12 protein-coding genes are annotated in these 12,522 nt (G+C 73.2%); 7 read left to right on the top strand and 5 right to left on the bottom strand.

The window, feature by feature from the left end; genetic code table 11:
• Positions 1–52: 52 nt before the first annotated feature.
• From treY to malQ, 3 genes are read right to left on the bottom strand one after another with little or no spacing between them, the layout of a single operon-like run.
• A complete protein-coding gene (treY, locus tag ABD127_RS15995; RefSeq protein ID WP_344203291.1) occupies positions 53–2,338 on the bottom strand; it encodes a malto-oligosyltrehalose synthase in 2,286 nt (761 codons plus the stop codon).
• A complete protein-coding gene (gene glgX, locus ABD127_RS15990) occupies positions 2,335–4,458 on the bottom strand; it encodes a glycogen debranching protein GlgX (RefSeq protein WP_344203289.1) in 2,124 nt (707 codons plus the stop codon). Before glgX ends, treY begins: the two co-directional genes overlap by 4 nt.
• A 24-nt stretch (positions 4,459–4,482) precedes the next feature.
• On the bottom strand, positions 4,483–6,474 hold the full coding sequence (malQ, locus tag ABD127_RS15985) for a 4-alpha-glucanotransferase (protein ID WP_344203287.1): 1,992 nt from the start codon (positions 6,472–6,474) through the stop codon (positions 4,483–4,485).
• Between the two features lie 188 nt (positions 6,475–6,662).
• Here malQ and ABD127_RS15980 point away from each other — a divergent pair, with 188 nt between their 5' ends.
• The gene (locus ABD127_RS15980; RefSeq protein WP_344203285.1) at positions 6,663–6,872 is read left to right on the top strand and encodes a hypothetical protein; all 210 of its coding nucleotides are present in this window, start codon (positions 6,663–6,665) and stop codon (positions 6,870–6,872) included.
• Positions 6,873–6,883: 11 nt separating this feature from the next.
• Here the strand turns inward: ABD127_RS15980 and ABD127_RS15975 are convergent, their stop codons facing one another.
• On the bottom strand, positions 6,884–7,573 hold the full coding sequence (locus ABD127_RS15975) for a helix-turn-helix transcriptional regulator (protein WP_344203283.1): 690 nt from the start codon (positions 7,571–7,573) through the stop codon (positions 6,884–6,886).
• Between the two features lie 50 nt (positions 7,574–7,623).
• Here ABD127_RS15975 and ABD127_RS15970 point away from each other — a divergent pair, with 50 nt between their 5' ends.
• The 5 genes from ABD127_RS15970 (at position 7,624) to ABD127_RS15950 (ending at position 11,578) form a co-directional block, all read left to right on the top strand.
• Positions 7,624–8,322 (top strand): alpha/beta fold hydrolase, encoded by a 699-nt coding sequence (locus tag ABD127_RS15970; RefSeq protein WP_344203282.1) that lies wholly within the window; start codon positions 7,624–7,626, stop codon positions 8,320–8,322.
• Between the two features lie 58 nt (positions 8,323–8,380).
• Positions 8,381–9,604: an MFS transporter gene (locus tag ABD127_RS15965; RefSeq protein ID WP_344203280.1), complete on the top strand. Its 1,224-nt coding sequence runs from the start codon at positions 8,381–8,383 to the stop codon at positions 9,602–9,604.
• Between the two features lie 4 nt (positions 9,605–9,608).
• The gene (locus ABD127_RS15960) at positions 9,609–9,974 is read left to right on the top strand and encodes an ArsR/SmtB family transcription factor (RefSeq protein WP_344203279.1); all 366 of its coding nucleotides are present in this window, start codon (positions 9,609–9,611) and stop codon (positions 9,972–9,974) included.
• A 93-nt stretch (positions 9,975–10,067) separates the two neighbouring features.
• Positions 10,068–10,664 (top strand): NAD(P)H:quinone oxidoreductase, encoded by a 597-nt coding sequence (wrbA, locus tag ABD127_RS15955; protein WP_344203277.1) that lies wholly within the window; start codon positions 10,068–10,070, stop codon positions 10,662–10,664.
• A gap of 35 nt (positions 10,665–10,699) precedes the next feature.
• Positions 10,700–11,578, top strand: a complete 879-nt coding sequence (locus tag ABD127_RS15950; protein ID WP_425545838.1) for an aldo/keto reductase — start codon at positions 10,700–10,702, stop codon at positions 11,576–11,578.
• A 1-nt stretch (position 11,579) separates the two neighbouring features.
• Here the strand turns inward: ABD127_RS15950 and ABD127_RS15945 are convergent, their stop codons facing one another.
• Entirely contained in the window at positions 11,580–11,990 is a 411-nt protein-coding gene (locus ABD127_RS15945) for a VOC family protein (protein ID WP_344203273.1), read from the bottom strand.
• A 103-nt stretch (positions 11,991–12,093) separates the two neighbouring features.
• Here ABD127_RS15945 and ABD127_RS15940 point away from each other — a divergent pair.
• Positions 12,094–12,522 (top strand): helix-turn-helix transcriptional regulator (locus ABD127_RS15940; protein ID WP_344203271.1); only part of this gene is annotated, 429 nt, incomplete at its 3' end.

Below are 12,522 nucleotides of genomic sequence, written 5' to 3'. Positions count from 1 at the left end.
CCCTAGCTCACCGCCCAGGGCCCGGACACGTCCCTAGCTCACCGCCCGGGGGTCAGGGGCGGGTGAGGAGGGCGACGGGGTAGGTCGCGAGGAGGTCGGCGACCGGTCGCGGACCGCCGGGGTGCGTCGCGCCGGTGAGCACGTCGGTCCACGGTCCGTCGGTCAGGTCGAGCGTCGTCGCACCCCAGCCGCCGCGGCGCTCCAGGCCGACGGGCAGCCGGGTCGCCACCGCGAAGAGGTCGGGATGCCGCGTGAAGGCCACGGCGTGGTCCGCCGCGGGACCCACGGCCGCGAGGGCCTGGTAGCCGCGGAACAGCTCGGGCCGGTCGCGTCGCAGGGTCAGCACCCGCTGCGTCACGAGCAGCTTCGCCGCGCCCGAGGAGTCGAGCGGCGGCACCCACCCGTCGGCGATCCGCGCGAGCAGCTCACGCCGCGCCCCGTAGCCGACCGCGCGCCGGTTGTCGGGGTCGACGAGCGACAGGTCCCACAGCTCGGTGCCTTGGTAGACGTCGGGCACACCAGGCCCGGCGAGCTGCAGCAGCTTCTGCGACAGCGCCGTGGTCCACCCCGGGCCCTCGATCCGGTCGACGAAGGCCGCGACCTGCTGCCCCACGGCCGTCCGCGCCCGCAGCGGCCACTCCCGCACGGACTGCTCGAACGCCTCGTCGGTCTCGGTCCAGGTCGTGCGGATCTTCGCCTCGCGGGCAGCCTTCAGCAGGTAGTCGGCCAGCCGGGCGTCGGTGATCGGCCAGGCCGCGAGCAGCGTCTGCCAGGCCAGGAGGTCGAGCGACGGCTCCTCGATGCCGCACTCGGCCGACCAGCGCTCGACCGCCTCCGCCAGCTCGTCGGCCACCTCGGCCAGCACCAGCGTGCGCGCGCGGGTGTCCTCGGACCGCTTGGTGTCGTGCGTGGTCAGGGTGGTCATGGTGTGCGGCTGGTCGCGGTCGCGCGCGGCGGCGAGCCGGTGGAACTCCCCGACGTCGACGCCCCACACGTCGGGCGATCCGCCGACCTCGGTCAGCGCCGCGAACCGCGTGTAGCGGTAGAACGTCGTGTCCTCGGTGCCCTTGGCGACGACCATGCCGGACGTCTGCTGGATCCGCGTCGCGAGCTCGCCCTGCGGCTCGGTGCGCACCTGCTGGTCGAGCGCCTGCAGGGCCTGGGCGAGGTCAGGACGCCTGGACGTCGCGACCTCCACCGCGCGGGCCCAGTCGGCCTCGCCCTCGGGCAGGTAGGAGCGGTAGACGCCGAACGCGATCATCGTCTCGGCCACCGCACCGCGCGCGGGCTCGGCCTCCACGCCGCGCAGCAGGGCGGCGATGCGGTGCACCTCGGCCACGAGGATCTGGTCGGTGACCATGCGCCGCGCGTCCTCCTCGACGCGGGCGTAGTCGGTCGGTGCCCCGAGTCGGTCGGTGAGCGCCGTCAGCGGGATCTCGCCGGCCGGGTCGAGCAGCACGCCGGCGACCTCGCGCAGCGCGTCGTACCCCGTGGTGCCCTCGACCGGCCAGCTCGCCGGGAGGCTCTCGCCGGGGTGCAGGATCTTCTCGACCACGATCCAGGCGTCAGGTGCGGCCTCCCGCAGGCGCCGTGCGTAGCCGCCGGGGTCGGCCAGGCCGTCGGGGTGATCGACCCGCAGGCCGGTCACCTCTCCGGCCGCGACCCAGCGCAGCACCTCGCGGTGGGCGTCGTCGAACACCCCGGGGTCCTCCACGCGGATCGCCGCGAGCGAGGTGATGTCGAAGAAGCGTCGGTAGCCGAGCTCGGCGTTGCCGCGCCGCCAGCCGACCAGCTCGTAGTGCTGCCGGTCGTGCACCTCCTGCGGGGTCCCGCCCGCCGTGCCGTCCGCGATGGGGAAGCGGTGGTCGTAGTACGCCAGCTGGTCCCCGTCGATCCGCAGCTCCGCCACGTCGGCGTCGTCGCCGAGCACCGGCAGCAGCAGCCGGCCGCGTGACCAGTCGACGTCGAAGTGCTGGGCGTACGGCGACGCCTCGCCCTCGGCCAGCACCGACCACCACCAGGGGTTCGCCGACGGCACCTCGACCGACATGTGGTTGGGCACGATGTCGACCACGACGCCGAGCCCCACCTCGCGCGCGGCATCCACCAGCGCTGCCCGCTCGAGCTCGCCGCCGAGCGCGGGGCGCGCCAGCGACGGGTCGGTGACGTCGTAGCCGTGCGTCGAGCCGGGCGTCGCGTCGAGCACGGGGGAGAGGTACAGCGCACCCACCCCGAGGTCGCGCAGGTACGGCACGAGCGCGCGTGCCTCGGCGAAGCCGACGTCGGGCCGCAGCTGCAGCCGGTACGTCGACGACGGCACGCCCGCAGGAGCCGTCACCGGGCCACCCGCTGCAGCACGACGAGCGAACGCCCCTCGACGTCGAGGGTGGCGCCTGCCGACAGCGGCTCACGGCCGGTCGGGTCGACGACCCCCTCGGCGGTCTCGACGACGAGCCGCCACTGCTCGCCGTACTCCGCGGCGGGCAGCGTGAACGCGATCGGCTCGTGGTGGGCGTTGAACGCCATCAGGAAGGAGTCGTCGGTGATCCGCACGCCGCGCGGGTCGCGGTCGGCGATCGCGTCGCCGTTGAGGAACACCGCGACCGAGCGGCCGAAGTCGTCCTCCCACGCCTGATCGGTCATCTCCTCGCCGGACGGCACGAACCACGCGATGTCGGGCAGCTTCTCCGAGCGTCGCACCGGGCGGCCGGAGAAGAACCGGCGGCGACGAAACACCGGGTGGCGGCGGCGCAGACGCGTCAGCGCCCCGGTGAACCGGACCAGGTCCGCCTCGTCACCGGCGAGGCTCCAGTCGATCCACGCGACCTCGTTGTCCTGGCAGTAGACGTTGTTGTTGCCGCCCTGGGTGCGCCCGAGCTCGTCGCCGTGCAGCAGCATCGGCACTCCCTGGGAGAGCAGCATCGTCGCCAGGAAGTTGCGTCGCTGGCGTTCGCGGAGCGCCAGGATCTCGGCGTCGTCGGTCGCACCCTCGACGCCGTGGTTCCACGAGCGGTTGTCGTCGGCCCCGTCGCGCCCGTCCTCGCCGTTCGCGTCGTTGTGCTTGTCGTTGTACGAGACGAGGTCGTTGAGCGTGAAGCCGTCGTGCGCCGTGACGAAGTTGATCGAGGCGTAGGGCCGTCGGCCGTCGTCCTGGTACAGGTCCGACGACCCGGTGATGCGCGAGGCGAACTCGCCCAGCGTGGCCGGCTCGCCGCGCCAGAAGTCGCGGACCGTGTCGCGGTACAGCCCGTTCCACTCCGTCCAGAGCGGCGGGAAGTTGCCGACCTGGTAGCCGCCCGGGCCGACGTCCCACGGCTCCGCGATGAGCTTGACCTGGCTCACCACCGGGTCCTGCTGCACGAGCTCGAAGAACGTCGCGAGCTTGTCGACGTCGTAGAACTCGCGGGCCAGCGTCGCCGCGAGGTCGAACCGGAAGCCGTCGACGTGCATCTCGGTCACCCAGTACCGCAGCGAGTCCATGATGAGCTGCAGCGTGTGCGGGTGCCGGACGTTGAGCGAGTTCCCGGTGCCGGTGTAGTCCATGTAGTGCTGCAGGTCGTCCTCGACCAGGCGGTAGTACGCGTCGTTGTCGATGCCGCGCATCGAGAGCGTCGGACCGAGGTGGTTGCCCTCGGCGGTGTGGTTGTAGACGACGTCGAGGATGACCTCGATGCCTGCGGTGTGCAGGGCGCGGACCATGCCCTTGAACTCCTGCACCTGACGGCCGGGCCGCGAGGCGTAGGCGTCGTGCGGGGCGAAGAAGCCGATCGTGTTGTAGCCCCAGTAGTTCGTGAGGTCCTTCTCGACGAGGTAGTGGTCGGAGAGGAACTGGTGCACCGGCAGCAGCTCGATCGCGGTGACGCCCAGCTCGCGCAGGTGCTCGACGATCGCGGGGTGCGCGATGCCGGCGTAGGTGCCGCGCAGCCGCTCGGGCACGTCCGGGTGCGTCATCGTGAGGCCCTTGACGTGCGCCTCGTAGAGCACGGTCTCGTGGTACGGACGTCGGGGCAGGCGGTCGTTGCCCCAGTCGAAGTACGGGTCGACGACCAGCGAGAACGGGACGTGGCCCGCGGAGTCGGCGTCGTTGCGCTCCTCGGGATTCTCCATGTCGTACGCGAACAGCGACGGGTCCCAGTCGACCTGGCCGCTGAGGGCCTTGGCGTAGGGGTCGATCAGCAGCTTGGCCGGGTTGCAGCGCAGGCCCTGCTCGGGGTCCCATGGGCCGTGGACGCGGTAGCCGTACCGCTGGCCGGGGCCCACGGCCTCGAGGAAGCCGTGGTGGACGAACCCGTCGACCTCCTCCAGGCGCACCCGCGTCTCGGCACCGTGCTCGTCGAACAGGCAGAGCTCGACCTTCTCGGCGACCTCCGAGAACAGGGCGAAGTTGGTGCCGGTGCCGTCGTAGGTGGCGCCGAGCGGGTAGGGCGACCCGGGCCAGGGCTGGGGTGGGGGCTGCACGGTGGGGGTCTCCTCGGGGAGGCGTCAGGTGGGTGGGTCGGTGGGTGCAGCAGGCGGGGGTGGCGGACGGTGCTCCCGCAGGGGAGCCACGGCCGCCGCGACCCGTGGGTCGGCGAAGAAGGTGTCGAGGTCGACGGGCAGCGGCACGCGCCAGTTCGGGTACTCGTCGACCGTCCCCGGCAGGTTGGGCTGGTCGAGCTGGCCCACGGCGTCCGCCGGGGAGCTCAGCACGAGCCGTGACGCCGCCGGGGCGATGACGGCGTGCAGCGCGACGACCAGGTCGTCGTCCGGCACGTCCTGTGCGCGCAGGAGGTCGAGCAGGGCCTCGCGGTCGGTCGCCGCGGTGGCGAGGGCGTCGTCGAGCGTCTCGTCGAGCAGGCCGAGGCGGTGCTGCACCCGCACGCGCTCGTCGGCGATCCAGCCGGCGACCGTCGGCAGGTCGTGCGTGCTGATGCTGGCCATCGTCTCGGGCTCCCACTCCCGCGGCGGCACGTGGGGCTGGCCGGGGGCGTCCCAGTCGCGCTCGAACCAGAGCACGGCCGAGCTGAGGATGCCGCGCTCGTGCATCGTGGTCGTGACCACGTCCTCGACCGTGCCGAGGTCCTCGCCGACCACGATCGCCCCGGCGCGCGTGGCCTCGAGCAGGAGCACCGCCAGCATGACGTCGGCGTCGTAGTGCACGTAGGTGCCGCGGTGCGCGGGCTCGCCCGGCGGGATCCACCACAGCCGCCACAGGCCCGCGACGTGGTCGACGCGGATGCCGTCGCCGTGGCGCAGGACGCTGCGCACGACGTCGCGGAACGGCGCGTACCCGCTCTCGGCGAGCCGGTCGGGTCGCCACGGCGGCAGTCCCCAGTCCTGGCCGAGCGGGTTGAAGGCGTCGGCCGGGCAGCCGACGCGCACGTCGGAGGCGAAGGAGTCCTGCTGGGCCCACGCGTCCGCCCCGCCGGGGTGGACGCCGACCGGGAGGTCGTGCACGAGACCGACGGCCATGCCCGCGTCGCGCGCGGCCTCGCGCGCGGCGTCGAGCTGCTCCCGGCAGAGGCCCTGCACCCAGAGGTGGAACGCGATGCGGTCGGCGAGCTCGCCCGCCGCCGTGGCGACCGCCGGGGAGCTCGGGTCGCGCAGCTCGTCCGGCCAGCTGCGCCAGTCGGCCCCGTGCACCTCGGTCAGGGCGGCCCAGGTCGCGAAGGCGCGGAGCTCGGGTTCCTGCTCGGGCGTGGTGCGGTCGGTCCCGTGCTCCCAGAGCAGCTCGAGAGCCGCGCGCTTGGCGTCCCACACCTCGTCGTGGTCGATGAGGTCGGCGCCGGGCTCCGGGGCGAGCGCCGCGACGCGGTCGCGCAGGTCGGCGGGTGCCGAGGCAAACGCCTGCGTCGCGGTGACCCGCAGGTAGAGCGGGCTCGCGAACCGCCGGCTCGCCGGCGAGTAGGGGGAGCGGACGAGGGGCCGCGACGGCACGAAGGCCTGGACGGGGTTGACCAGCAGGACGCCGGCCCCCTGCTCGGAGCCGGCGCGGTGCGCCACCTCCGCGAGGTCGGCGTAGTCGCCCATGCCCCAGGAGGCCTCGGAGTGCAGCGAGTAGAGCTGCAGCATCCACCCCCAGGTGCGGGGCACCTCGGGCAGCCGCGCGGGAGCCACGACGACCGTCACGTCCTGTCCCGGCGTCCGAAGCTGGTGCCACCCGAGCGGGAGGTCGGCGGGGAGCGTGTCGACGACATCGACGGTTCCTCCGTCCTCGAGGTGGACGGTGCCGGTGACGCCCTCGCCGAGGTCGCGCGCGACGCCGTGGGTCGCGGCCAGTGTCGGAGGCAGGGCTCGCGCGTCGGTCTCCGCCAGCGCGAGCTCACGCCCGACGGCCTCCGGGCTCCCGGCGTCCACGCCGAGCTGGCCGAGCACCGCGACGACCACGGCGTCGTCGACCTCCACGGGCGTGCGGTCGGAGCCCTCGTAGCTCGTCGCGACCCCGTGCGCCGCGGCGAGGCGGGCCAGGTCGGGGCGATCGACGGACGGGGGCATGTCCCCAGCATCGGGGTCGGACCAAGGCGGCGCACTCTGGCGGTTCCCCGCCGTCCCGGCCGCCTGATCGCCGTCGTTCCAGCATGTGTCGCAGGTCACTCGACCTCGATGCTGCGATCGGGGTGAGCGCGGGAGATCCTAGGCCTGACGGCAGCCGGTGGCCGCCTGTTCGGGGGACGAGGAGAACGATGCAGGAGACGCGAGAGCTCGGGCTTTTGCTGTGGGTGGGACTGTGGACGATCGCGGGGCTGACGGCGTTGTGCCTCGCCCTGGTGGGCGGCGGACTTCAGCACGTGCTGATCGGTCTGGTGGCCCTGGCGCTGGCGTACGCGCCGTTCGGCATCGGCCAGCTGCTGGAACGTCTGCGCGGTCGCCTCGCGACCACGCACGCCTCCTGACCCGGCGCCGCTCAGCCGCTCACGGGGCGGGCCGTCGGCGGTGGTGTGCCGATACGGGCGACGTCGATCGGCTCCGCAGGGCGAGCCGTGAGGTGAGCCTCGACGACCTGGTCGAGGGGGTACCACCGGATCACGTCGCGGTCGCGGCAGCGTGCGACGAGGAACCAGCGGCCGCGGGTGTGGGCCAGGATCATGGGGTCCACCGAGCGCACGACGACACCGTCGTCCCGTCGGACGTGGAGCGTCACGACGAGCTGCTGCACGAGCGCCTGCTCGAGCACCCGCCGGGACGTCACGGGACCGTCGTCGTCGGGCAGGTCGATCCAGATCCGATCCGTCAGCGAGACCGTGCGCGATCGTGCGCCCGCGTCCATCGCCTCGACGACCTTCGTCAGCGCCGAGCGGGCCTGGGCGTCGAACGGTTGGCCGCGGTGGGCGGCGATCGCCGCCGCCAGCGCCGAGGCCTCGGTGTGGGTGAAGTTGACGGGCGGCAGCGTCGCGGCACGGTCCACCACGTAGCGGCCGTGCCGTCCCGTCACGGCGTAGACGGGGAACCCGCCGAGCTGGAGCGCTGACACGTCGCGCTTGACCGTGCGGCTGCTGATCTCGAAGTGACGCGCCAGCTGGTCGGCGGTCCGCCCGCTCGAGCCGGCTCGGCGCAGCTCCTCGCGCATCGCGTAGAGACGCTCGGTCCTGTTCATGTCAGAAAGGGTGACATGGGGGTGACATCCGCGTCGACGAGCCTGGGGGCATGTCGCACACATCGCCCCCCGCCCCGACCCTTCTGCTGCTGTCCGGAGCCGGCCTGCCGGCCTGGATCTGGGACGAGACCCGCGCCGCGCTCGGGTCGCACCGTCCCGGCGTCGTCGGCCCCCGGCCCCGCGGTTCCGCCTCCCTCGAAGACCATGCCCGCGCCGTCCTCGACCTCGCCGCCGAGGGGGACCTCGCCCTGGTCGCGCACTCGGCGGGAGCGGTCGTCGCGCACGAGGTGGCCCGCCTGGCGCCGGGCCGGGTCCGATCCGTGCTGCTCGTGAGCGGCGTGGTGCCCCCGTCGGAAGGCTCGTTCGTGTCGGCGATGCCCGCACCGCAGCGGTACGTGCTGCCGCTCGTGCTGCGGCTCGCGGGGACGCGGCCGCCCGCGTCGGCGGTCCGCAAGGGGTTGGCCGCGGGTCTTGACCCCGAGGTCCAGGACCGGCTGGTCGCGGAGATGGAGCCCGAGTCGCGGGCCTACTTCACGGATCCGGTCGGTGCGGGTGGCCTGCCGCGTCGGGTCGGGTACGTGACGACGACGCGCGACCGTGAGCTGACCCCGGCCCTCCAGGCTCGCTTCGCCGACCGGTCGGGCGCGGCGTGGCGCCGCGACCTCGCGTCGGGCCACCTCCCGATGCTGGAGGCGCCCGAGGCGCTGGCGAGCCTGGTCGACGAGTTCTCGGTCGGTCACCTGGACTGAGCGTCCACGATGCGTACACATGTGCGCGAGCGTGCACGCATGCATCTATGGTGGGTGCATGGCCGCCACGCTGACCTCGGTCCTGCGACACCGGACGTACCGCCGACTGTTCGTCGCCCAGGTCGTCGCGCTGCTCGGGACCGGGCTGCTCACGGTCGCCCTGAGCCTCCTCGCCTTCGACGTGGCACCCGGCCGCGCCGGTGCCGTGGTCGCGACCGCGCTGACGATCAAGATGGTCGCCTACGTCCTGGTGGCCCCCGTGGTGACGGCCGTGACCTCGCGGTGGGACCCGAGGCGGGTCCTGGTCGGGGCCGACCTGGTGCGGCTCGCCGTCGCGTTCTCGCTGCCGTGGGTCTCGGAGGTCTGGCACGTCTACGCCCTGGTCCTCGTGCTGCAGATGGCGTCGGCGACCTTCACGCCGACCTTCCAGGCCGTGATCCCCGCGGTGCTCACCGACGAGCGTGACTACACGCGCGCCCTGTCCCTCTCGCGTCTCGCCTACGACCTCGAGGCCCTCGCGAGCCCGGTGCTGGCGGCGGCCCTGCTGCTCGTCGTGGACTACCACGGTCTCTTCGTCGGGACCGGCGCAGGATTCGTGCTCTCGGCCCTGCTGGTGCTCACGGCCGGCCTCGCCGTGCCGGGAAGCCCGCCGACCGAGTCGTTCGCGGTGCGTGCGGCCGCCGGCGTGCGCCTGTTCGCCCGTCGCCGGAAGCTCCGTGTGCTGCTCCTGCTCGACGTCGCGACGGCCTGCGCGACGGCGACCGTCCTGGTCAACACCGTGGTCGTGGTGCGGCAGGACCTCGGTCTCGGATCGACCGCCCTGGCCCTGACGCTCGGCGCGTTCGGAGGCGGATCGATGGTCGCAGCGTTCGTGCTCCCGCCGATCCTGGACCGGAGGGACACGGTGCACGTGATGCTGGCGGGAGGTCTGGCCTCGGCGCTCGCCCTCCTCGTGGCGGCCCTCGTGGCTGCCGGCCCCTGGGTCGCGGTGCTGGTCGTCTGGTTCGTCCTCGGTGCCGCCACGTCGGCCGTGCTGACCCCGTCCGGCACCGTCGTGAACGCGGCCGTCTCGCCCGACGAGCGACCGGCGGCCTACGCGGCACACTTCTCGCTGTCGCACGCCTGCTACCTCCTGGCGTACCCGGTGGCGGGCTGGATCGGGGCGACGACGTCCGTGACCACGAGCGCCGCGGTCCTGGCGGGCGTGGCCCTGAGCGCCGCGATCGGGGCCGGGCTGCACACGCGGGCGGACCTGGGGGAGACCGGCCGTAGGACACAATGACGCCATGGAGCAGCAGGTCGGGGCGAACGAGGTCGAGGCGAGCCTCGACCACGACGCGGCGCCCGACGCCACCCGGCTGCGCCACGGCTCGCACATCTTCTCGATGCTCGCGGAGCCGACGCGCCTCGAGCTCCTCTGGCACCTGACCAACGGGTCGGCGACGGTCGGCGAGCTCGCCGACCGGGTCAGCGCCTCCCGCACCGCGGTCAGCCAGCACCTCGCGAAGCTCCGCCTCGCCGGTCTCGTCGACGTGACCCGCGCCGGGCGCCACCAGCACTACTCGCTGCGGGGCGGCCACCTCGCCCGGCTCGTCCGCGAGGGCCTCAACCACGCCGACCACATCGCGACCGGCGAGGGCCCGCACGCCTGACCCCCACCCCGGAGCGGTGGTCCGCCGGACTGCGAGGCGTGGACGCCCGTGTCACGGTGGAGGGGTCCGGTTCGACGAGCATCAGGAGACCCCATGACCGTCAAGGTCGCTGTCATCTACTACTCCTCCTACGGCGCCACGCACGCGATGGCCGAGCGCCTGGCCGAGACCGCCGAGAAGCAGGGTGCCGAGGTCCGGCTGCGTCACGTGCGCGAGACGGCCCCCGCCGAGGTCTACGAGGGACAGGAGGCCTGGAAGGCGCACCTCGACGAGATCGCCGACCGCCCCGTCGCGAGTCCCGACGACATCGCGTGGGCCGACGTCGTCGTGGTCGGCTCCCCGACCCGCTTCGGCCAGGTCACGAGCCAGCTGCAGGGCTTCATCGACACGCTCGGTCCGTACTGGTCCGAGGGGAAGCTGGCCGACAAGGTCTACACGGCCTTCACGTCGACCCAGACCAAGCACGGCGGCCAGGAGACGACGCTGATCTCGCTCATCACGCTGTTCGCGCACCTCGGCGGCATCGTCGTCGCGCCGGGATACACCGACCCGCTCAAGTTCGCCGACGGCAACCCGTACGGCGCCAGCAAGGTCACGGGCGAGAGCTCCGAGCTCGACGACACAGACCGCGACGCGCTCGACCACCTCGTCACGCGCGCGATCGGCGTCGCCGAGAAGCTCTCCGCCTGATCCCCCGACTCCCGAGAAAGCGGTCCTCCATGTCCCTGCCCCAGCGCTCCATCGGTGACGTCGCGGTCTCGGCGATCGGCCTCGGCGGCATGCCGATGTCGGTCGACGGCCGCCCGGACGAGGAGCGGTCGCTCCGCACGATCCACGCCGCGCTCGACGCCGGCGTCACCCTGATCGACACGGCCGACGCCTACCACCGCGGCACCGCGGACGTCGGCCACGACGAGAGCGGCCACAACGAGCTGCTGATCGCCAAGGCCCTCCAGACCTGGAGCGGCGACGCCGACTCCGTGCTCGTCGCGACCAAGGGCGGCCACACCCGGTCGCCCGACGGGGCCTGGGACCTCGACGGCCGTCCCGAGCACCTGAAGCAGGCGGCCAAGGAGTCGGCGCGCCGACTCGGGGTCGAGGCGATCGGGCTCTACCAGCACCACCGGCCGGACCCGACCGTCCCGTACGAGGAGACGATCGGCGCGTTGCGCGACCTGCTCGACGAGGGCGTGATCCGTCAGGCCGGGATCTCGAACGCCGACCCCGACCAGATCCGCACCGCGAACGACCTCCTGGGCGGACGTCTGGCGTCGGTGCAGAACCAGTTCTCGCCGGCCTTCACCTCGAGCCGCCGCGAGCTCGACCTGTGCGCGGAGCTGGGCATCGCGTTTCTTCCGTGGAGCCCGCTCGGTGGCATCGGCAAGGCCGGCGACCTCGGCGACACCTACGCGGTGTTCGCCGAGATCGCCGCCGAGCGCGAGGTGAGCCCGCAGCAGGTCGCCCTGGCGTGGGAGCTCGCGCTCTCGCCGACCGTCCTGCCGATCCCTGGGGCGTCGCGGCCCGAGAGCATCCTCGACTCGCTGGGGGCGGCCGAGCTCGACCTCACCGACGAGGAGGTTGCCCGGCTCGACGCGGTCGTATGACTCAGCCTTCGTGCGCGACCGCGACGTCGAGCACCCAGGTGACGCCGAAGCGGTCCGTCAGCTGCCCGTACAGCGGCGACCACGCCGCCGGTGCCAGCTCCTGCAGGATCGTGGCGCCCTCCGACAGGCGCTCCCAGTACCCGCGGAGCTCGTCGGCGTCGTCGCCGCGCACCGAGACGTAGAACGCGTGGTCGCCCTGCTCCCAGGGCAGGTGGTCCCAGACGTCGAACGCCATGATGCGGAAGCCGGCCCGCGTCGTGACCTGACCCCAGGCGACGAGGTCGGGGTCGGTGCCGCCGGCGTCGGCGTGCTTCGCGATGACGACGTCGCCGCCGAACGCCGACTGGTACAGCTCGAGCGCGGCGCGGGCGTCGCCGCGGAAGTTCAGGTGGGTCGTGGTCTCGATCGTCATGAGGGCTCCTGAGGAAGGGGGCGGCTCGCTGCTGCCCGCTGGTCACCAGGGTTCCGTCAGAAGCGGTCTGTTCCTGTCCTCTACCTGATCCAGAATGGATCGCATGGACACGACCTCCGCGCGGCTGCTCACGCTGCTCTCGCTGCTGCAGGCGCGGCGCGACTGGCCGGGCCAGGTGCTGGCCGAACGGCTCGAGGTGAGTCCGCGCACCGTGCGCCGCGACGTCGAACGGCTCCGGGAGATGGGGTATCGCGTCGGCTCGACGAAGGGGCCGGACGGCGGCTACCGACTCTCCGCCGGGGAGGAGCTGCCGCCGCTGCTGTTCGACGACGAGCAGGCCGTGGCGATCGCGATCGCGCTGGAGGCCGCGCCGATGTCGGGCGTCGAGATCGGCGACGGCGCTGCCCGGGCCCTCGCGACCCTGCGCCAGGTCATGCCCGCACGGCTGCGGCACCGGCTCGGCGCCGTGCGCGCCACGGCCGTCCCGCGGTCGCCCGGCAGCGGCGTCGACCCCGGCGCGCTGGTGGCGGTG

This window comes from Aeromicrobium alkaliterrae, from assembly GCF_039529015.1.
Classification (GTDB): domain Bacteria; phylum Actinomycetota; class Actinomycetes; order Propionibacteriales; family Nocardioidaceae; genus Aeromicrobium; species Aeromicrobium alkaliterrae.
Note: the sequence above shows the minus strand (reverse complement) of the source record. Positions and strands in the feature narration are given on the sequence as shown.

Bases quoted from the DNA above. Each gene is read 5' to 3' on its own strand.
- ABD127_RS15945 (WP_344203273.1), bottom strand. From the start codon at position 11,990: ATGACGATCGAGACCACGACCCACCTGAACTTCCGCGGCGACGCCCGC.
- ABD127_RS15975 (WP_344203283.1), bottom strand. From the start codon at position 7,573: ATGAACAGGACCGAGCGTCTCTACGCGATGCGCGAGGAGCTGCGCCGA.
- ABD127_RS15970 (WP_344203282.1), top strand. From the start codon at position 7,624: ATGTCGCACACATCGCCCCCCGCCCCGACCCTTCTGCTGCTGTCCGGA.
- malQ (WP_344203287.1), bottom strand. From the start codon at position 6,474: ATGCCCCCGTCCGTCGATCGCCCCGACCTGGCCCGCCTCGCCGCGGCG.
- wrbA (WP_344203277.1), top strand. From the start codon at position 10,068: ATGACCGTCAAGGTCGCTGTCATCTACTACTCCTCCTACGGCGCCACG.
- ABD127_RS15965 (WP_344203280.1), top strand. From the start codon at position 8,381: ATGGCCGCCACGCTGACCTCGGTCCTGCGACACCGGACGTACCGCCGA.
- ABD127_RS15960 (WP_344203279.1), top strand. From the start codon at position 9,609: ATGGAGCAGCAGGTCGGGGCGAACGAGGTCGAGGCGAGCCTCGACCAC.
- ABD127_RS15980 (WP_344203285.1), top strand. From the start codon at position 6,663: ATGCAGGAGACGCGAGAGCTCGGGCTTTTGCTGTGGGTGGGACTGTGG.